This is a genomic window from Pyrinomonadaceae bacterium, from assembly GCA_036277115.1.
Lineage (GTDB): Bacteria > Acidobacteriota > Blastocatellia > Pyrinomonadales > Pyrinomonadaceae > UBA11740.
This window is the reverse complement of record DASUNM010000024.1, coordinates 587,490-607,676: the sequence shown is the minus strand read 5'-3', so window position 1 is coordinate 607,676 and position 20,187 is coordinate 587,490. Positions and strand designations below refer to the sequence as shown.

At 57.1% G+C, this 20,187-nt stretch carries 19 protein-coding genes and 1 tRNA gene; 2 read left to right on the top strand and 18 right to left on the bottom strand.

From position 1 onward, the window contains the following. Positions 1 to 222: 222 nt before the first annotated feature. Positions 223 to 298: transfer RNA gene (locus VFX97_16165), tRNA-Phe, on the top strand. 125 nt (positions 299 to 423) lie between these two features. Here the strand turns inward: VFX97_16165 and VFX97_16160 are convergent. From VFX97_16160 to VFX97_16150, 3 genes are read right to left on the bottom strand one after another with little or no spacing between them, the layout of a single operon-like run. Further along, on the bottom strand, positions 424 to 861 hold the full coding sequence (locus VFX97_16160; protein HEX5704736.1) for a cyclic-phosphate processing receiver domain-containing protein: 438 nt from the start codon (positions 859 to 861) through the stop codon (positions 424 to 426). 36 nt (positions 862 to 897) lie between these two features. After that, the gene (locus tag VFX97_16155) at positions 898 to 1,872 is read right to left on the bottom strand and encodes a YCF48-related protein (GenBank protein HEX5704735.1); all 975 of its coding nucleotides are present in this window, start codon (positions 1,870 to 1,872) and stop codon (positions 898 to 900) included. Positions 1,873 to 1,932: 60 nt separating this feature from the next. Continuing rightward, positions 1,933 to 3,192 (bottom strand): MFS transporter, encoded by a 1,260-nt coding sequence (locus tag VFX97_16150; protein HEX5704734.1) that lies wholly within the window; start codon positions 3,190 to 3,192, stop codon positions 1,933 to 1,935. A gap of 124 nt (positions 3,193 to 3,316) precedes the next feature. Here VFX97_16150 and VFX97_16145 point away from each other — a divergent pair, with 124 nt between their 5' ends. Further along, complete coding sequence (locus tag VFX97_16145) at positions 3,317 to 3,967, top strand: hypothetical protein (protein HEX5704733.1); 651 nt, start codon at positions 3,317 to 3,319, stop codon at positions 3,965 to 3,967. Here VFX97_16145 and VFX97_16140 read toward each other — a convergent pair. From VFX97_16140 to VFX97_16070, 15 genes are all read right to left on the bottom strand, one after another. Further along, positions 3,964 to 4,812 carry an XdhC/CoxI family protein gene (locus tag VFX97_16140; GenBank protein ID HEX5704732.1) on the bottom strand — a complete coding sequence of 283 codons (849 nt, stop codon included), beginning with the start codon at positions 4,810 to 4,812 and terminating at the stop codon, positions 3,964 to 3,966. The two genes, VFX97_16145 and VFX97_16140, sit on opposite strands and share 4 nt — an antisense overlap. Before the next feature lie 24 nt (positions 4,813 to 4,836). Next, positions 4,837 to 5,130 carry a DUF962 domain-containing protein gene (locus VFX97_16135; protein HEX5704731.1) on the bottom strand — a complete coding sequence of 98 codons (294 nt, stop codon included), beginning with the start codon at positions 5,128 to 5,130 and terminating at the stop codon, positions 4,837 to 4,839. 65 nt (positions 5,131 to 5,195) lie between these two features. After that, positions 5,196 to 5,537 carry an XdhC family protein gene (locus VFX97_16130; protein ID HEX5704730.1) on the bottom strand — a complete coding sequence of 114 codons (342 nt, stop codon included), beginning with the start codon at positions 5,535 to 5,537 and terminating at the stop codon, positions 5,196 to 5,198. Between the two features lie 89 nt (positions 5,538 to 5,626). Further along, a complete protein-coding gene (locus VFX97_16125; GenBank protein ID HEX5704729.1) occupies positions 5,627 to 6,358 on the bottom strand; it encodes a hypothetical protein in 732 nt (243 codons plus the stop codon). 80 nt (positions 6,359 to 6,438) lie between these two features. Continuing rightward, positions 6,439 to 7,293, bottom strand: a complete 855-nt coding sequence (nadC, locus tag VFX97_16120) for a carboxylating nicotinate-nucleotide diphosphorylase (protein ID HEX5704728.1) — start codon at positions 7,291 to 7,293, stop codon at positions 6,439 to 6,441. Between the two features lie 64 nt (positions 7,294 to 7,357). Then, positions 7,358 to 10,048, bottom strand: coding sequence for a valine--tRNA ligase (locus VFX97_16115; GenBank protein ID HEX5704727.1), 2,691 nt, complete (start codon positions 10,046 to 10,048; stop codon positions 7,358 to 7,360). A 213-nt stretch (positions 10,049 to 10,261) separates the two neighbouring features. Then, complete coding sequence (locus VFX97_16110; GenBank protein ID HEX5704726.1) at positions 10,262 to 11,983, bottom strand: SIR2 family protein; 1,722 nt, start codon at positions 11,981 to 11,983, stop codon at positions 10,262 to 10,264. Between the two features lie 162 nt (positions 11,984 to 12,145). Continuing rightward, positions 12,146 to 13,393 (bottom strand): response regulator, encoded by a 1,248-nt coding sequence (locus VFX97_16105; protein ID HEX5704725.1) that lies wholly within the window; start codon positions 13,391 to 13,393, stop codon positions 12,146 to 12,148. Positions 13,394 to 13,500: 107 nt separating this feature from the next. Continuing rightward, complete coding sequence (locus VFX97_16100) at positions 13,501 to 14,103, bottom strand: type II secretion system protein GspG (protein ID HEX5704724.1); 603 nt, start codon at positions 14,101 to 14,103, stop codon at positions 13,501 to 13,503. A 195-nt stretch (positions 14,104 to 14,298) separates the two neighbouring features. Further along, positions 14,299 to 14,703 (bottom strand): response regulator transcription factor, encoded by a 405-nt coding sequence (locus VFX97_16095; protein ID HEX5704723.1) that lies wholly within the window; start codon positions 14,701 to 14,703, stop codon positions 14,299 to 14,301. Between the two features lie 38 nt (positions 14,704 to 14,741). Then, the gene (gene pdxA / locus VFX97_16090; GenBank protein HEX5704722.1) at positions 14,742 to 15,890 is read right to left on the bottom strand and encodes a 4-hydroxythreonine-4-phosphate dehydrogenase PdxA; all 1,149 of its coding nucleotides are present in this window, start codon (positions 15,888 to 15,890) and stop codon (positions 14,742 to 14,744) included. After that, the gene (locus VFX97_16085) at positions 15,823 to 16,272 is read right to left on the bottom strand and encodes a hypothetical protein (protein ID HEX5704721.1); all 450 of its coding nucleotides are present in this window, start codon (positions 16,270 to 16,272) and stop codon (positions 15,823 to 15,825) included. The genes pdxA and VFX97_16085 overlap by 68 nt, the downstream gene beginning before the upstream one ends. Positions 16,273 to 16,510: 238 nt before the next feature. Beyond that, the gene (gene ftsZ, locus VFX97_16080; GenBank protein HEX5704720.1) at positions 16,511 to 17,686 is read right to left on the bottom strand and encodes a cell division protein FtsZ; all 1,176 of its coding nucleotides are present in this window, start codon (positions 17,684 to 17,686) and stop codon (positions 16,511 to 16,513) included. 133 nt (positions 17,687 to 17,819) lie between these two features. Then, entirely contained in the window at positions 17,820 to 19,085 is a 1,266-nt protein-coding gene (gene ftsA, locus VFX97_16075) for a cell division protein FtsA (protein HEX5704719.1), read from the bottom strand. Beyond that, complete coding sequence (locus VFX97_16070; protein HEX5704718.1) at positions 19,078 to 20,163, bottom strand: FtsQ-type POTRA domain-containing protein; 1,086 nt, start codon at positions 20,161 to 20,163, stop codon at positions 19,078 to 19,080. The genes ftsA and VFX97_16070 overlap by 8 nt, the downstream gene beginning before the upstream one ends. Positions 20,164 to 20,187 lie beyond the last annotated feature (24 nt).

Below are 20,187 nucleotides of genomic sequence, written 5' to 3'. Positions count from 1 at the left end.
GGGCGCGATTCGGCGGCCGAGCTGGCACTGGCGGGTACTATCGATGTTCAAGGGTCGGACTGTCTTGCAACCGGCTGGACTTTTGGGGCCAGCCCCATCCGACTGAAAAATTATACTCCGCGAAGAAATTCCGTCAACGAAATTTTCAAACCGCGAAATTCCCCCAGTAGTTTGACACTTATCAACGCGATTCCTATACTGCCGTGTCCTCAATCACGCGACGGCCAGGTAGCTCAGTTGGTAGAGCGCGGCCCTGAAAAGGCCGGCGTCGGCGGTTCGATTCCGTCCCTGGCCACCATTTCTCCGGCAAAGAGCAAAGAGACAAGAGCTAAACGGCGGGCTTCGCAAGGCTCATTCGGCCTCGCCCTTAGCCTCCACGCTTTCGCACCGCACTTAGCGCCTGGCCTTTGCCCTTCGCCGCGGCTATCTGGCCTTAAGATTTTTCAGCCTGTCTTCAAGGAAATGAAATGGAACGTAGTCGGCGTGGCGGCCCGCGCCGCGCAGTTCTTCAACCATGCGCAGCGCGCCGTCCGCGTTGAAGCTGTGCACCATGATCGTGGCTGCGCGTTGGAGTTCAGGATGTGAGGCGAGAAAGTGTGCGATCGCGTATCCCGTCCGCTCGTCATCGTTACGGGTCGAGCCGTAATGCTCAGGCTTCAGGTCGTGATCGAGAAAAATCGAATCATAAGTTCGCGTCTTCAGAAGTTCTTTCGCTTCGTCGATTTCGCAAACGGCGTCAATGTGATCGCCCTTGAAGTGCTTAGCGAACCAGTCGCAGCGCCGCTCGTCGTCCTCAAGCAGAAAGATGCGGATCGGATGGCGCTCGCCGTGGCTCTTGGTTAGTCCGAGTCTGGTAGTCAATCGCGAAAAATAGCCCATATCTAAACAGCCAGGTTCCTATTCTTTGTAACTCAACATCAGGCCATCACTGCCCACGACCCATCCGGCCTTCTTCATCATGAACATCGCGTACAGATTTTGTTTGACGCCACTTTCCTGTTCGATCCACGTCCGGCCTCCATCACCGGATCGGAGAACCGCGCCGCCGCGGCCAATAATCCACGCGTCATCCTCACTGACAAACTGAACGCTCAGCAACGTTGCGCGCGCCGGAGAAGTAACTTTCGACCAGGTCTCGCCACTGTTTTCCGTCGCCAGAATCGTCCCGCGCTCGCCGACTGCCAGCCCTTGTTTCTTGTTTCGAAAATCGATGTGGTAGAGGGTCAACGTCGTTCCGGAGTCCTGCCGTTTCCATGACTCGCCGGCATCGGTCGTCCGGAGAATCGCACCGCCGGCGCCTACAATCCATCCGTTTTGGTCGTCGACGAAGTCGATATGAATTAGTTCCTGCCGGCTGGGCGCCTTTAGGACTTGCCACGTCACGCCGCCGTCCCGCGTGATCGCGAGGATGCTATCTACAACGTTGTCGTCGCGACTGACTGAACCTACGACCCAGCCCCTCTTCTTCCCGTCGAACCGCAGGCTGTAAAGTTCGGGAGCCGCACCCTCAAAATCAGCGGCGGAGAAAGTGTGCGCTTGCTGCCAACTGTTCCCGCTCTCCGAAGTGCTGAAAATCGTTTCTCCAGCAAGCACGAAACCCTTCTCTTTGGTGACGAAGTACACGTCGTTAATTGAATTTTTCGTCGGCAGGCGCTGCTCGATCCATGAAGCGCCACCGTCTTCAGTGCGCGCCAGATAGCCTTCGTCGCCACCAATCCAGCCGCGTTTGGCGTCATTAAAGTAGACGGCGTTGAGGTCGCGACCACCAGACGGAATGCGCTTGACCGCCCAACCACTCTGAGCTTCCGACACAGCTGTCGCACAGACTGCGAGGCAAACTACGATTAAAATCGGGATAAACTTTCTCTTCATGCGTGATGATTTGAGTTTGTCACACAACGGCAGTTCCGCCAAAGCGCCGCAGCCAATATTTCATAACTCCCTTAAACGCGGATTGCGCCACGTTACCATCGCCACGAACACGATGATAATGAGGCCACCCACAGCCAGTGTCCGGGGCGCTCCGAAGCGCTGAGATGCAGCACCGGCGATAAGGTTGCCGATGGGCATCGCTCCGATAAAAGAAAGCATAAAGAGGCTCAGTACCCTTCCGCGCATATCGTCGGTGACTAGTTTCTGCAGCAGCGTATTGGTGACGGCCACGGAACAGACGATGGCGAATCCGAGCGCGAATAGAAAAATGACGGACGCGACCACGTTGGTCGATAGTGAGAATCCAATAAGGCACACCGCAAATCCCAGACAGCCGCCTAAAACAAACCAGCCTTTGCGCCGAAAATCACCGAGGTACGCAAGAAACAACGCGCCAAACAATGAGCCCGCGCCGGCCATGCCCATGAGCAGCGCCAGCCCCGTCTCACCGAGATGCAGCACGTCACGCGCGAAAACCGGGGCCATCGCGATGTAAGGCGCGCCAAACAGACTGGTAACGGCCGAAACTATGAGCAGCATCGAGACCCGCGGGCGACTCGTCACGTAACGAAAGCCGTCGACGAGGTTGGTGAGAAATTTTCCTCGCGGCTCCTCTGCCGGCCGTTCCGCATTGCGCGTTCGGTAACGGACCATTTGCAAACCAACTACGACCGCAGCGAACGAGATTCCGTTCGCAAAGAAACAGCCCGCCACACCGAACAGCTTGAAGGCGATGCCGGCGGCGACGGGCCCCAGCCCGCGCGCCAATTGAAACTGCGTCGAGTTCAGGGCCACGGCATTCGCCAGATCCTCACGATCAACCAGGTCGAAAACCAACGCCATGTATGACGGGGCCGACATCGACATGCAGCAGCCCGTCACGAACGACAACACCAGGATCATCCAAACCTTAACTACACCGGTCACGATCAACGTGCCGAGAATCAGCGCGGTTAAGCCGGCAACGATCTGCGAATAAATTAAGAGCTTTCTGCGATCGACTAAGTCCGCGAACACCCCGCCCACCAGCGTGAAAACCAACCCGGGCGCGGTGGACATGAACGCATCAAGGCCCAACCAGAACGCGGAATTCGACAACTGCAGGACCAGCCAGCCTTGCGCGACTGCCTGCATCCACGTGCCAGTGTTCGAGAGGAAAGCGCCTGACCAGAACAGCAGAAAGTTGCGATGTCGCAGCGCGCGAAACATTTCGCTGACGCCGCGATGGCGTTCTGGCTGTTGCTGAAGCTCTGCAGACATGAACTATGTTAATAACATCGGGGCCAAAGCCGCGCAAAGCTGCTGAACGACTCGTTAACGGATTTGTGGTGGCGATCCAGTCATGCTTTAATCACTTCAAATCAGAGTCTAATCGGGAGCACAAATGAATCATCTTCGAGTACTCTCCAAAGCTGCCTTCGCGTCCGTTTTTGTTTTAACTGTGGGCTTGATGATGACCGCCTTTGCGCAAGCGCCGACGTCGCCTCCACCGCCACCGGCACCCGGCGCACCGTCGATGCCGCCGCCCGCCAGACCCTCGCAAACACCAGCCGCATCGGCGGCGCCACAAACGCCTGCCGCCGATCCGAAAGACGTTGAGACGATGGACTCAATTGTCGCCGCGCTTTATGACGTGATTTCCGGGCCGGCTGGGCAGAAGAGAAACTGGGATCGCTTTCGTTCCTTGTTCGTGCCGGGCGCGCGGCTGATTCCCACGGGCCGTCGTCCAACGGGAGAGGTCGTGTCGCGCGTGCGCACCCCCGAGGAATACATTCAGGGTGGCGCACAGCTCGAACAGAATGGATTCTTCGAGAAAGAGGTCTCACGCCGGATCGAGAAGTTCGGCAATATCGCCCACATCTTCAGCACGTACGAAGCACGCCGCAAAGCCGAGGACGAAAAGCCTTTCATGCGCGGCATCAACAGCATTCAGTTGATGAATGACGGAAAGCGTTGGTGGATTGTGACCATATTTTGGCAGGCCGAAGATGCGACGACTCCCCTGCCGGCGGAGTATTTGAGGACCAGAAACTAGGAACGGCGCCAGCTCGAGAGCGACGCACCTTCGCCGCCGCGGCGTTCTGCGACTATTTCCGCAAGGATCGAGAGCGCAACTTCTTCAGGCGAGACCGCGCCGATGTCCAACCCGATCGGCGCGCGCACTTTCTTCAATTCGTTTTCGTCGGCGCCTTCTTCACGCAACTTATCCAGCACTATGTTTGTGCGGCGCTTACTGCCGATCATGCCGACGTAGTCCGGCTTTGATTCAATTGCCGCACGCAGGCATTCCTCGTCCTGTTTGTGACCGCGCGTGACGATGGCGACCGATACGCCGTGGCCATTTCCAATCGCGTCACGCACCGCGCGCTGCCAATCTTCGGCGGCTACGGTACGCACCCCTCCGCCGTGCTGCATGCCAGGGGCATGCGTACCGAATAACTTTCGATCAACGAACTCGGCACGGTCATCGATCAGCGTCACCTGATATCCAACCGACGCGCCGAGTCGAGCCAGCGACGCGCCGACGTGTCCCGCTCCGGCAATTACCAGTCGCGGCTCGGCCTCGACCCGTTCAAAAAGAATCTTCATGTCGGCCTCTGCCGCATCGAGTGCGAAGTCGCGAAGCTTGATCGCGCGAGCTTCGTCACGCGTCCGCATAAACGCCGGCGCGTGATGGGCGACAGCTTCATCCAATTCGCTGTTGCCCAGACTTCCGACTATCTCGCCTGAGTCACGCACGAGCAGCTTCGCGCCGACCGCCGGCCCGTCGTCCACGGACTCGACCACTGTCGCGATAACGGCGCGCGAGCCGCTTTCAAGAACTTGCTCGATCGCGCTTGAAATAAGGCCCGGACGCTTTTGAGCGCTGTCATTCGACATAAATGGGAATTGCCGGCGAAGAGTCTATTTCGAAGCGGAAGGTTTGAGAAGGCCGATGGCCGTGGCCGCACGACGAACCAGCCACAGCGGACCGACAAGAAGATAGACAGGATTGCGAAAGAACGCCGGCTGATTGCCTTCAATGGCGTGTCCGACAAATTGAAGAACCCAGCCGACTACGAACAGCACCAGGGCGACGCGCCAACTGAAGAAAAACAGCGGCAACGACACGACAATCATCGGAATGCCGAACGAATGACACAGCTTATTCAGCGGATGCCGATGTTTGGCTTTGTAGTTCTCGATGAATGAATCCATGAAAGGCCGTAAATGGTAAATCGTAAATGGTGAATAGTAAATAGACTGGTGTTTCTATTTACGATTTACGATTGACCGTTGTCACCGATCACTTCAACAAAGATATCCATTGTCCCGCCGCAGACCATGCCTTCTTCACTGGCTTCGTCAGCCGTCAACGTGAAGTGATGGAGCTTTGATTGGCCGGAACGCATCGCCTCGCGCGCCTCGGCCCACACTTCAGCTTCGACGCACCCGCCGCCAACGGTACCGGCGGTCTCTCCATTCTCGAAAAACAGCATCTTTGCGCCGCGGCGTTGTGGCGTCGAGCCGCGTGTATCGGCGACCGTGGCGACGACCACGCGCTCACCGCGCGCGCCAAGGTCGCTAATCATTCGATACAGATCGCGTTGAGAGATGGTCCCCATTTGTCAGAACCGCCTGCGGTAACGGGCGGTTGATCTGAAGTTGAGTGCCGTTAAGAATTCAAACACCCGCTACCGCAGGTGGTTCTGACCTAAGGCCGCGGCGATGGTGTTGGAGCTGGCGCTGCGCCTTCGGCCTGGGTCTTCGTTTTGGCGTTCTCCAATGCCGCTTGCTCCGCCGCATCCAGACGTTTGCGCAGACGGTCAACTTCCGTGTCGGCCGCCGCAATTGCTGTTTCCAGACGCGTGCGATTGGCGGTTAGCTGCTCCAGTTGTTTCTGTGTGCGCAGCTTTTCGCCTTCGAGTTGCTTACGGCGCTGTTCGCGCACCTCTTCAGGACGTGTCGATCCATAGCCCGCCACAGAGCGGTCGATGTTCTCAGGCCTCAGCGCGTAATCAATCTCTTCCAGACGCGATTGCAGATTAGCCTGTTGGGCCTCGATCTCTCGCAGCTGCTTCCAAAGGTCAGATGACCGCTGCTCGGCCCGCGACAGCCGCTCGAGATCGACGAGCGTGCGCTGAGACTCTTCCATTTGACTGATCTTGTTCGTTAGCTTGTCGACCTGCGACGTTAAATCGCGGATCGTCTTTGTCTGCGGATCTTCAACTGTTTCCGGGGAGGCCGCGGGGTCAGACGTTGTAGTGTTCGCGTTAGTCTCCTCAGCCGGCTGGTAAATCGGAGGGTTAGTGATTTGCGGGGTCGTCGGGCGACGGACGCGCTTACTCCGGCGACGACGTTGCGCCGTCGAATCGATCAGAAATACGCCGAGGAGTAGAACCGCCACTGCGATCATCACCAACTGCCTAACTGATTTCGATCTCATCACTTAACCCCCTGACTTACTCCTCTTATTTGCTACCCTGAATGAATGATGCCGCAAACGCCATTGACGATGCTCGTACCTCACCCCGATTGAATCTGAAAGCTGATGTCCATGGCACGAACGGACTGGGTTAAAGCGTCCACGCGAATCAGGTCTGCGCCCGCTTCAGCAAACCCGCGAACGTTTTCCAGCGTCACCGCGCCCGAGACAACAATGGACGTGTCCGCGGCCATCTCGCGGGCTTTTCGAATCAACTCAGTTCCCGCAGAAATCTCTGACACTATGATGGTAACGGCGTCCGCACCATTGTCTATCGCCTCTTTCACATCCCGCTCAGCCGCGACTTCGACTTCTACTTTGTGCAAGTGCCCAATCTTCTCACGCGTGGATTTGACCGCAGTTCCAACTCCTCCTGCCAACGCCACGTGATTTGCTTTAATGAACACGCCGTCATCCAGTCCGTAACGATGATTGACGCCGCCGCCTAATAGCACTGCGTACTTCTCAAGCATGCGCAGGCCAGGCATTGTCTTACGCGTGTCTGCAATCTTCGCTTTCGTGCCTTCGACCGCTTTGGCGAACTCGCGCGTGCGGGTCGCCACACCAGATAGATGCTGCAGGAGATTTAGGGCGACGCGCTCGCCAGCCAGCAGCACTTCGGCGAAGCCGCTGGTGCGGCCGATCACTTTGCCGGCTTCAACCTCCTCGCCGTCGGCCACGAACGCTTCGATCTGTTGGTGCGGATCGAGCGTGATGAAAACTTCTTCGGCAGCTTCCAAACCCGCGACGATCATTTTTTCGCCGGCTACGAATCGTCCTTTGGCGCGCATGTTCCGCGACAGAACAGTCTGCGTCGTAATGTCGCCGCGCCCAAGGTCTTCGCGAAGAAACAGACCAATGCTGGAGTACAGCGCGCCTTCATCTAGCCAGTTCACGAAAGCGCCTCCCTGGGAGCGCGGGCATCCTGCCCGCATCCGTTGACTAGGCTAACGCGTTGCTTCACGAAAGCGCCTCCATCATTTGTTCCAACGTCGCGTTACGCTGCGCAATGTCGGTCACGCGCGCGCGCAACTCTTCGACCTTTTCCACCGGTGCGCGCTGGACAAAGTCAGCGTTGCCAAGTTGCGTTGCCAGTTTTAAAGATTCCTTCTCCAGCTTTTCTTTCTCGCGGGCCAGTCGCGCGCGCTCCTGCTCAAAATCAATTAGACCTTCCAGCGGGACAGCGACTTCCGCTCCGCCAGCCAGCACGGCGCGCGCCGCCGCTTTAGGCATCTCAGAGCTTCCGTCAATCGAAATTTCTTTCGCTCGAGTCAGCCGCGCAATCTGATCCGTGCTGTCGGAAAACACTGTCTTCAAGTCTGATTTCGCCGCAATCATCAGTTGAATTCGATCGCTCGGCTTGATGTTCATCTCGGCACGGATGTTTCGCACGCGCGAAATCAGATCGATCACCGCCTGCATTTCAGCTTCCGCGCGCTCGTCGACCAGCGAGGCATTCCCGCGCGGAAATGACGCCAGCATGATACTCGGTTCGGCGCCGGCGTACGCGGAATGCTGTAGCTGTGCATGATTGACCGGCAGCTTCTGCCAAAGCTCCTCAGTCAGGTACGGCATGAACGGATGCAGCAGCCGGAGCGCCTGTTCCAGAATCGAAATCAGCCGCGCGCGCGCCAAGTCACGTTCGGCTGACGGCTCTTCCGCCGTCATGCTGGTCTTCGAAAGCTCGATATACCAATCGCAGAAATCGTCCCAGAAAAAGTGATAGAGCCCCTGTACGGCCGCGTGAAAGTCGTAAGTCTCGAGCTGCTTGTTCACCGCCGAGGCCGTTTTGTTCAGCCGCGAAAGGATCCAACGATCATGCAGCGGAAGCTTTAAAGGATCGCCTTCAAATGGCTCAATGACCGACTCAGCCCCCTCAGCATTCATTAAACAGAACCGTGTGGCATTCCAAATCTTGTTAGCGAAGTTGCGATAGGACTCAACCTGCTTTTCGTTCCAGCGTGTATCGGTCGAGCCAATCTGTGCGAGCGTCAGCCTGGTCGCGTCAACGCCAAACTTGTCGAACACCTCGAGCGGGTCGATCCCGTTAGCTTTTGTCTTCGACATGCGCTGGCCATGTTTGTCCAGAACAGTTCCGGTGATGTAAGTATCGTGAAACGCTTCCTCGCCGATGAACTTCAGACCCATCATCATCATCCGCGACACCCAAAGGAAGATGATGTCACGCGCCGTGACCAGCACCGATGTCGGATAGAAGGCTTTCAGGTCCGCAGTCTCTTCCGGCCAACCAAGCGTTGAAAAAGGCCACAGCGCCGATGAAAACCATGTGTCGAGCACGTCTTCATCCTGCGTCAGCTCATTTGTGCCGGCTTTTGCTTCAGCCTCGGCGCGCGAGCGCGCTACGATCACTTCCCCGCCCGTCGTGTACCACGCGGGAATCTGATGACCCCACCAAAGCTGTCGCGAGATCGTCCAATCTCGAAGGTTCTCGAGCCAATCGACGTAAACTTTTTCGTACGGGACCTGCGGCACAAACTGCGGCTTGCCGTCCTGGCGAAGCTCAGCCAAAGCGAGATCGCGCAAAGGTTCCATCCGGCAGAACCACTGGGTGGAAATCAAAGGTTCGATAACTGTCTTGCAGCGCTCACACTTTGAAATCGAGAATTCGTAATCGACCGTTTTCTCCAGCGCCTCGAGCGCTTCAAGTTTCTCAATCACGAGTTCTCGCGCTTTGTATCTGTCGATACCAGCGAACTCAGCGCCGGCTTCTGCAGTCATCCGCGCAAAGCGATCGATGACGTTCACCTGCTCGAGACCGTGGCGAATGCCCATTTCGTAATCGTTCGGATCGTGCGCCGGCGTGACTTTTACTGCGCCGGTGCCGAACTCCGATTCGACGAATTCGTCGGCCACCACCGGGATCTCACGATTCATGATGGGCAGAATAAGCGTCTGGCCAACCAGCGCGCTGTAACGCTCATCATTCGGATTGACGGCCACGGCGGTGTCCCCAAGCATCGTCTCCGGCCGTGTGGTGGCTACGACGATTGCACCCTCGCCGTTTTTGAAGGGATAACGCAGGTAGTAAAGCTTGCCTTTGTTCGGATCGCGTTGCACCTCTAAATCCGAAAGCACAGTCTGATCGTTCGGGCACCAGTTCACGATCCGATTGCCGCGATAAATCAGTCCTTCTTCGTACAGGCGCACGAAAACTTCACGCACCGCGCGCGAAAGATCTTCGTCCATCGTGAACTTGAACCGCGACCAATCGACGGACGCGCCTTCGCGTCTTAATTGATTGAGAATCTGCCCGCCATACTCTTCTTTCCATTTCCAAACCCGCGCGACAAACTTCTCGCGGCCGAGGTCATGACGCGTCAAACCCTCTTTCTTCAGTTCGCGCGTCACCATCAATTGCGTCGAGATGCCCGCGTGATCCATTCCCGGCAGCCACAACGTTCGGTAACCGAGCATTCGCTTATGCCGCGCCAGCACGTCCATCATCGTGTGCTGCAGGGCGTGGCCCATGTGCAGCGAGCCGGTCACGTTCGGCGGCGGGATGACAATTGAGTAGACGGGTGCGTCAGGGTTTTTATTGATTTCAGGGGCGAAGTAGCCGCGTTCTTCCCATTTTGCGTAGTGCGAAGCTTCGGCTTGCTTCGGGTCATAGGTTTTAGGGATATCGATCATAAGTTTGCGCAAGCACGCCTTCTCCAAAGATTAGCGTTGTCGCGCGCGTGCATGTAATTGTAAATCAATGACTGTTGGTTTTCACCCGTGGCACGAAGGACGACAGAAGCGTCGAAACGATTTTCTAAAACTCGAAGGCCACACGTCCCGGGACTCGTAGGCCGGGAATCATTGCCGCGATGAAACCGGCGTGGGCCGCTCTACGCGAATCAGCTAGCCATCATTAGTGACACTTACATTAGCGGTCTTTGCTTGAAGTGTGCGTGTCTGCAGAAGCCTGTCGAGATCCACGCCCTTGCCTGAATTGATCAAAGCCGCCGTCAAATTAGCGAAAAAGGCATGATCCGCCGCACACAGTTTCGTGCGAGTGAAACGAAGAATTCCCTTGAACGTAACCGTGGAGAAATCGACTTTCTCAGATAAAAGCGGCCTTAGTTGTTCAATTGAAGCTGTGTCATCTTCATTTCTAACCCTGGAAAGAATTGCCGACGAAATTGCCAGGGATATATCTAAGTCTTTCATGTGGGTCTTGTTTAAGAGCTTCGCTTTTTTAATAAACCCGTCGGCTTGGGTAAACTTCTCGGTCGCTATTAGGAAGTCAGCAAGATTGGCATATATCCAAGCATTTTCTGAACCAAGCTCGATCACCTTCAGATAAAGATCACTTGCTTCCTTAAAGTTTGCCCGTTCGATCCATAGAAATTGTGCCATATTGTCCAATATCTCGGCGTCGGTAGGAGCAAGTTCTGCGGCTTTACGGAACATTTGCTCGGCCTCAGGAATGGCCTTGCGTTCATACCAAAGAAAAGTCGCAAAATTTGTAAAGAGCTCGGGACTGCCAGGCAAATGCTGAATTGCTTGACGGTAGACGGTTTCCCGTCGAAGTGGGTCACTCTCAAACAGCGCCTTCTGTTCCCAAGCCCACCAACCCCCAGATCGTTCGAGGGTGGCTGCCAACGCTTCAGCAACGACAGGATGAGCTACCGTGTCGAGGCGCTGAATTCTGCTCCGATATCTCGCCGTGCGAGCAGAGGCCCGTTCTTCAATCTCTTCGTCCAATATACCTATCCCCATCTTTTCACCGAGCAACACCATTAAAAGGTCAAAGTCCGGCACTGGCACGAGCACGCCTTTCAGGTCTGTGACGACATTCACGATCCGCTCGCTGGGTTTGCTTCTTTCGTAGTAGCACCAAACCATTTGTCCTTTTACATCGCCGGGCTGCAGCGATTCGAGGAGATCCATCAAGGTGTCGTCGTTACCACCGTACCCGATGAATAGTGGCGTGTAATGCTGAAACAGAGCACGCAGTGCCGTGCCCCAGGCGTCATGTAATCGCCGCAGGCTGCGCGGGTCGTTTTGTGGCCCAAGCAATAGATCGCGGTGAATTTTGCATATCAGCGGTCGTCGCATCGCGACCCGCACAAACTGCGTAAGCGATTCATGTCCGGCGACGAAGGGAAATGTATCGGTATAGATCGACAGCGCATCGGCGACAAGATTGTCAAAGTTTGTCGTAATGACTACGTTATGTCGCGGCGGATCGTCGGCTAACGCGGCGGCCAGAATCGAATACCCGGGGCTCGGGTCCTTTTCTGACATCACGCTCTCCAAATACGCAAATCCTTCTTCTGGGTACGCCTCGAATCGGCGGTGATATACCTTCGGGTAGTAGCTGGCGCGCTCTTTGAACTTGAAACCAGGGATTCCGAGGTTCGCAGCTGTGGCCCATTCCTCCAGCGGAGTCTTGGTCGCGTCTTCTTTCAAGTGCATCTCTTTCAGCCAGGTGTCTACCAACTCGGAACCCACGGGGATTCCCGAGGCGAAGGATGTACCGGCGCCAAGGACCCAAACAAACTTGTGGTCCAGCATTTTGTGATGAACAAAATCGAAATGGTCGACAAAGCCCTCTAATGTCCACTCATTCACAGTCATGACAGGCCTCCGAAGGTAGGTTTTGCGAGCCGGTGGTTGACGGCTAAGAATCAGGAGTTCGCGATGGGCTCAGTATAACAGAGGCCGTCATTACAGAGCAGGTCGCCGCAACAAAAAAGGCGGGCCGTAGCCCGCCTTTAAATAATTCGTATTGAACCTGGATTATGAGCGCTCTTCGAGCCGGCGTTTGATCAGCAATTCCGACAATTCGGGCACTACCTCCCACGCAATTTCGCGCACAACTTTGTCAGACATTTGCTCCACCACGCGGCGTGAGATCGCCTCGATTTCGTCGGACGAGAGTCCGCTGGTTTGCGATCGCTCTGTTTGCACTGGCTCTAATAGCGGAGCAGCGGACACCTCAACGCTCGGTTCGTCGGTGACACGAGTGAGCACAGGTTCGTCAACCGTCGCGAAAGAACTCTCTGCCCCGTCGCTGAATTCCTGAGTAATTTCAGAACGGTCTGATTCGATTGGCGCCGACTCAGTTACTGGCGCGATCACAGGCGCGATCGGCGCGCTGGAAATGGTGACCGGCTCGACCTCAACATCGAGCACGAAATCATCCTCGCTGGGCGCCGCCGCAAAGCCGTCGATGTCACCCAGGTCAAGCACACCTTCGTCGTCGAACTTAACCTGCGCCGATTCGCGCGGCGGCAACACAGTTAAGAACTCTGCCTGAGCTGGTGTAGCAGACGACTCTTCTTCCGCGACCCGCAACTCAAACCTTTCCGACTCACGTGTAGCTTCTGTTGAAATCGGTTCCAACTGTTTCGTGTCCGCAGTCTGAAGATCGATTACCGGTGGACATGTGTGTTCTGGCATCGCAGTTGGCTCGATTTCCATAAGCGGCGCTTCCACAAAAACGGTCGCATCCGGTTCCATACTTGGTGCTTCGACAAAAACCCGGACGTCCGCCTGTTCAGCCGCTTCAGATTCCTCGGCTACTGCGGTCTCATCGGCCGGCTTCTCTTCGGTCTGAGTCAGACCCAACAGGGAAAACTTGTCGGCCGTCTCCTGGCGTGCGGCACCTTCGTGGCTGACGAGAGATCCCACGCGGCTCACTAAATCGCGAATTGATTGAAATGGTTTTGTCACGACATCATCTGCGCCTGCGCGTTTCGCCTCAGCTTCATCAAACGGTTCGAAGCTGCCGACCAAAAGCATCACCGGCACGCCGCGAAACCGTTCATCCTTTTTGATGAACTTGCACAACTCGTAGCCGTCCACGCCCGGCATGAAAACATCTGCGAGAACGACATCGGGAGTGAACTGGTTGAGCTTATCAAGGGCATCCTGGCCGTCACCGACCGTGGTTACTTCCATGCCTTCGTCGGTGAACGTGAGGTCGATTACTTTTTGAATGGCAATCGAATCGTCGGCGAGTAGCAGCTTTCTTCCGGTTATCAAGGTTGGAGCCCTTCGATCGGCATTCAGCGGTCGGGGTGACCGCTATTTGAACCTAGCATCCGCGCGAAAACGGCGTCAAGAGGTTTTATCGGCCCAGCCCCTCAAGATCAGCGCGATCCCTTTGCCAGGACGACATCATCGGAGGTCCCGGACTTCCCGTCAGGGCCCAAAGATCGCAGCACGTACGCCTCGCGACCGCCTTCATATTCATAAGGCCGATGCCAGGCGTCCAGGCGAATTACCCGCGCCAGATAACGGGGGCTCAGAAAATCGACCAGGGCAGCTTCTGTCTTCGCTTCGACATAAGAGCCACGTTCGCGCCGGAACGCCTCAAGCGCTGTCGCGATAGTCTCCAGTTCCGCACGTACCCGAGAGGTCTTTTCGGTGTTCAAGGCGCGGATGAGCAAATCCATGTCTTCCCAGCGGCGATCGCCCGTCCGAACTTCGGCCACACGCCATTTGTCTTTGTCGTTAACGAAGCGAAACGCCGTTTCGACCTGCGCGACCACCACGGCCGAGTTGCCCATTGGGGAAATACTCTTGATGCGCACCGCGTCCGACGGCAGCTCAATGCCGGCGAGCCGCGCGATTACTCTGCGCGCTTCCTTCGGTGTCAGATCGCCGGCCGCGCGTGTCTGAAAAGCAAATAAACTCAGGCCGGCAGCGATCAATATCGACAACAAAAACGCGAGATTGCGGGTCGACAACATGAGTGAACCTCCTGATTAGGCTTCGCCGCGTGGCGGCGAAATGTTTATAGCCCACCGGCTTATTACGAATACTTCTTACGAATTGAGCTAATCGCGCCGCCGGCGTGATTAGCTCAATTTGCAGAACCTACGATCAAACTCGCGGGCAGCTATAAACATTTGGCGCCTACGGCGCCGGAGGCCGAAATTGCATCCTCACTTGCCGGCTCTGCTGACAAGCATGCGCAGCATCGTCTGTAACTGAGTCGTCGTAAACGGTTTCGGCAGAAAAACGACTGCGCCCGCAGCGAAGCTGTCTGACGACAGCTTCGGATCCTGTTCCGCCGTCATCATCATCACCGGAATCTTCATGAAACGCTTTTCGGTGCGCATATGCCGGACCAGCTCGGGACCCGAAATATGCGGCATCACCACATCGAACACCGCGGCAGTGAAATCCGCGTCCGCCTGCAGAGTCTTGTAAGCCTCGCGTCCATCGCGTGCCGCGACGACCGAAAAGCCTTCTTTCTCCAGAATCGTACTTACCAGACGCAGAATTGCCGGATCGTCGTCGGCGACCAGGACACGGCCTTTGGAAATTTTGTCGGGTGTTGTGCTCATCTTAAATTCGGCGGGATGCCCGCCTAAACTATCTGCCGCTAGGCCGCTTCGACTGCTCGACTACTCTCGCCCGCCTGCAGGGACAATTCAGCCGCCAACTTGATGGCGGCCACCATGCTCGAATGCTCTGCCAGTCCTTTACCGGCGATGTCGAACGCCGTGCCATGATCGACTGAAGTGCGGATAAACGGCAAACCTAACGTAACGTTGACTGCCTCGCCGAAGGACAAACACTTCACCGGAATCATGGCCTGGTCATGATAGCACGCGATAACGGCGTCGAACTCGCCGCGCGACGCACGCAGGTAAACGGTGTCAGCGGAGAAAGGCCCGCGCACGTTTATGCCGTCAACGACGCGGCAACTTTCAATCGCCGGCGCCATCTCAGAAACTTCTTCAATCCCGAACAGACCGCCCTCTGCCCCGTGCGGGTTCAGCGCCGCCACGGCAATACGCGCCCGTTCCACTCCCCACCGATGCAGTTCCCGATCGGCCAGTCGAATTGTCTTTTCGATTCGTTCGCGACGCACCAGGCGAATGGCTTCCGCCAACGGAACATGCGTGGACAACAACACGATGCGGAGATTCGCGGCTACGAATCCCATTGCGTATTCTTCGGTGCCCGTAAGTGACGCCAGGAATTCCGTGTGGCCGGGAAAGCTGTAGCCTCCGAGAAACAGCGCGCGCTTGTTGATAGGCGCCGTTGACATGGCGTCAATCTCGCCTGCCCCACACAGATTCACGGCGGCTTCGATGTAACTGGCGGCTGCTTTTCCCGCAACTCCCGATTCGATGCCCGGCTCAACAAAACCATTCAGGTTATCGAGGTGAAAGATAATCGGCGCTTCCGGTTTCACAGGTAGCGGCTCGCCCTGTCTGACTATTTCATAGCCACACTGCAAATCCAGCGTCCGCGCGTTATGCGCGAGCACCTCGGCGTTACCAATGATGATGGGATGGCAAACGTCGCGGACTTCTTCTTCCGCCACTGCCTTGAGGACGACCTCGGGTCCGATTCCCGCCGGGTCGCCCATGGTGATACCGATGCGAGGCTTCGACTTTCCTGTCGCGTGAAGTGATTCGGCCCGCGAAACGGTCATGTCTGGATGATAGCGGACGTTAATTTTCGAACGCGGGTTCGGAAGCTTCGTCGGGTGCGTGCTGATCCGCGCGAGTGTCCGATTCAACCTTTCCGTGACGTTCTTCAGCCTTGAACATGTATTTAATATTGCGTTTTAAGACCAGGAGATTCGGAGCCGACCGGCGGTTAATCTTCAACGCACCGCGATCGTACCACTCGATCGTGCCTTCGATTTCCTCGCCGTCCTGCAGCACCAAAACCATGGGCGTATGAGCATCGATCTGTTTCTTGTAGTAATAAATCTCAGCGTGAGTTTCAGTCGCCGGCGGCTGACGCTTGCGCATCTGCATCGACGGTGGCTGTCCCGGCCTTTGCTGCGGCATTCCGCCCGGGCGTTGACCTTGCTCCGGCATGCGATTCTGCTGCGGAACAACATCGCGCCTGGCTTTCACGTCTGCCAGGGTCGTTCTGATAAGTTTGCGATTCACAATTCGCCTCCAAATTATTAGTTCGAGAGAGCGCGAGCGCGCTCGGAATAAATGCGTTCCCGCCACTCGAAACGTGGCGCGAGCTTCAGCCTTTATCAGGCTTTAGCCTTCCGAGGAGAGATGCGCATTGACCCGTTACGGAAATTTCGTTAGGGATTGCGCGGCATGCTACACGACAGCGAGGGAAAACGCAAAATGCACTGGTAGTGCGGATGTTGTGTGGCGAGTTGCCTCAGCCCTAATCAGCTTTCTTTCGGATGAACGTCGGGACGTCCAGATCCTCACTTCGCGACCTTGATCCTGACGGCGTCACACCGAAGTCCGGCGCGGGCACATCGTAGCGCGGCGACGCCGTCACCGGCATCGTCGCACCCGCGCCCACGGCCGCCGTCATCGGCTGCCGGCTGAAGCCAGTGGCAATCACGGTGATCTTCATCGCATCCGCCATCGTTTCATCAATCACGTGACCGAAGATGATGTTCGCATCTTCATCGGCTTCCTGACGGACGATGGTCGCGGCTTCGTTCACTTCGTAGAGCGTCAAATCCGGACCGCCGGTGATATTGATGAGCACGCCCTTCGCGCCTTTGATCGAGGCTTCTTCCAGCAACGGCGAAGCAATAGCTTCCTGCGTAGCCTCAATCGCGCGATTCTCGCCGCGCGCGTAGCCCGTACCCATCAGCGCCATGCCCATTCCCTGCATGATGGTGCGCACGTCCGCAAAGTCGAGATTGATGAAGCCGGGAACGGTAATGAGATCGCTGATGCCTTGAACGGCTTGCCGCAACACGTCATCGGCCGCTTTGAAAGCTTCACCGATCGAAGCCGTTTGCGACACGGCCGCGAACAATCGCTCGTTCGGAATCGTGATCACGGTGTCCACGGATTCGTGCAACTCACGCAGTCCCTGTTCGGCCTGCTGCAGCCGGCGGCGCCCTTCGAACAGGAAAGGTTTCGTGACCACAGCGACGGTCAGCGCCCCCAGCTCCGTCGCTAACGACGCGACGATCGGAGCACCGCCAGTGCCCGTCCCGCCGCCAAGACCCGTCGTCACAAAGACCATGTCCGACCCTTCGAGGACTTCAATGATTTTGTCCGTGTCTTCCAACGCGGCCTGCCGTCCCACTTCAGGATCGGCCCCTGCGCCGAGGCCTTTTGTCAGCCGTCCGCCAAGTTGAATCTTCACCGGCGCGTTCGAACGCTTGAGCGCTTGCAAGTCTGTGTTCGCCACGACGAACTCGATGCCTTCAATGCCGGCGTCGATCATCCGTTGCACTGCATTGCCGCCGCCGCCGCCCACGCCAATAACTTTGATCCGCGCCCCGGTGATGGGAGGCTCGTCGTCGATAAAGATGTTGATGCTCCTGCCGGATGGCGAAGCCGAATTGTGAGTTTGGTTTACCTCTGCTGACATGCTTGCTTCCTCTCTTCCAAATCGGGAAGGCTTCCACGGCCTCTTTCGTCTATTTTGGGTTGGCTGCGCCACGGGACTCAAGATTTTGCGGACAACATCTTGTGCTAACGGGGCGGCAGCATACAATAACTAGTCAGAAAATACTACTACTAAATCGATCGCGAAACTTCGAAACGAAATGTGTTAGGCGTCCGCTTCCGCCGCGCTTCGCGGTGCCTGAGCGTTGCTCGAGTGCGTGCGCGCGTTGCGAAACGAGTGCGAGACCGGCCGCCGCTGCCCACGCTGGACTTTGAATGTCCTCGACAAGGCCGCCGAACCGATCACGCTCCGGATAACCGATGCGCACCGGCGCATCAAAGACCTGTTCAGCGATCTCAACCATGCCGTCGAGCAAAGCGCCGCCGCCGGTCAGCACTACGCCACTCGACAATTGGCGACTCCATCCTGAGTCTTTGATCTCGTCGGCGACGTGCATCAAAACTTCTTCGGCGCGCGGTTGCAGGATGTCGCAAAGAATCTGTCGCGAAAGTTGCCGTGGCGCGCGACCGCCCACCGACGGCACTTCAACCATCTCGCCACGCATCGCATCGCTAAGCGACGCACTGGAAGCACAGCCGACGGTCCGCTTGATCTTCTCGGCTTCGGGAATCGGCGTTCGCAAACCGAAGGCGATATCGTTCGTAAAGTGCGAGCCGCCGAGCGGAAACACGGCTGTGTGCTGCACGGCGCCGCGCTGATACACACACAAACCAGTGGTCTCGGCGCCGATGTCCACGAGCGCTGAACCGTATTCCTTGTCGTCATCCGTCAGGGTGGCCTCAGCCGCAGCAAGTTGCTCGAGAATCATGTCGGCAACGATAAGTCCCGCCCGATTCACGGCGTTTATGGCGTTCTGGCGCGCGGTCACGGGGCTGGTGACGATGTGGACCTTCACGGCCAGACGCGCTCCCGTCATGCCGATCGGATCGTTGATACCGTCCTGGTCATCGACGATGAATTCCTGCGGCAAACGATCGACGATCTCGCGCCCCGCAGGCAGTTGGATCGCGCAGGCTGAGTCAATTGCCCGGCGTACGTCGTCGGTCGTGATTTCATGCTCGCGGCTGGCGACGGCGACAATTGCCTGACCGTTGAAGCCCATGATGTGCGAGCCCGCCAGGTTAATCGTTACTTCCTGGGCTTCGACGCCACTCATGCGCTCGGCCTCTTCCACCGCACGCCGGATTGATTCGACCGCAGCCTCGGGGTTTACGATTACACCCTTGCGCAAGCCGCGCGAATCAGATTCGCCGGTGCCAACAACATTCAGCCGGCCGTCTTCCCCCGTCGCGGCGACGATGCACGTCACGCGGCTGGTTCCAATGTCGAGCCCGATGGTGTGGGTTGATCGTTTAGCCATTCCTGTTTGCAATTGGTCGTTTCACTGAACGTGGTGACGCAGCCGGTTTCGGAGCCGTACCCGGCGCGCGCGCTCGCGGCTTCTTGTCAGCGGGCTTTTCGGATGTCTCAGCATTGCTCGCCGCTGCCGTCACGGTGTCACTCGCATTGGCGGCGACCTCGTTCGTCTCAACCGCGTTGTCGTCCGATCCGGCTGACACTTTCACGCCGGAGCTGTATCCCAACACGACCCGTTCGCCCTGAGAATCGACGTAGGTGATCGAAGAACCGCGCGGTGTCTGTTTGTACTCATCGAGATAATGGAGCGCATCTTTCAAACGCCGGCCGAGATCCTCCGAACCTAAACGCACTTCAATGTCCGAATCTTTGCCGGTCAACTGGGCGCGGACGTCATGTACGTCGAACAAGCTGATCTCGCTCACGCGCTCAACTAACCCCGCCGTTTGCCACTCGCGTAATGCTTCCTGATACTTCTTTACACGTTCAGAATTTTCTTTACGCGCTTCGTTGGTGCCGTCTTCATTCCAACCGCGGATGAAAAACGGGGGCGGCTGATCGCTCGTCTGCATCTCGCCCAAGGCCACCCCTTCGTCATCCACCCAAAGGAAGTGCCCCGACGTGGAGCGCACGACCGCGATCGGCACCCGTTCAGTGATGCGCACACGCAAACCATCCGGAAGCACGCGCGTAACGACTGCGCGACGCACCCCCGGCAACCTTCCCAGTTCGGCGCTCAAGGCAGACAAATCCGCCCGCCAAACACCGGTGCGCGACACGCTGCGCCGGACCAGGCTCTCGATCTCTTCGGCAGAAGTTCTCGAAGTGCCGATGACATCCACGGCGCGCGCCTGGAACAGCGCCGCAGATGAAGCGGCGCGATAACCAATGGCCAGGCCGATGAGCGCAAGCAGGACGACTGCGACCTTCAGCGCTCTTGGGACGTACGCGTAGAGCGACCGCACCGAAAATCTGTCGGACTCAACGGCGCGGCCGTCGCGCCGCATTGGCCGTTGCGGTAATCCCTTCGCCGGTGCGTTTCCGCGCCGGGGTGCGCGTGATGCGATGACTTGTTCCTTCATGGCTCTCGTGGCACAGACTTCAGT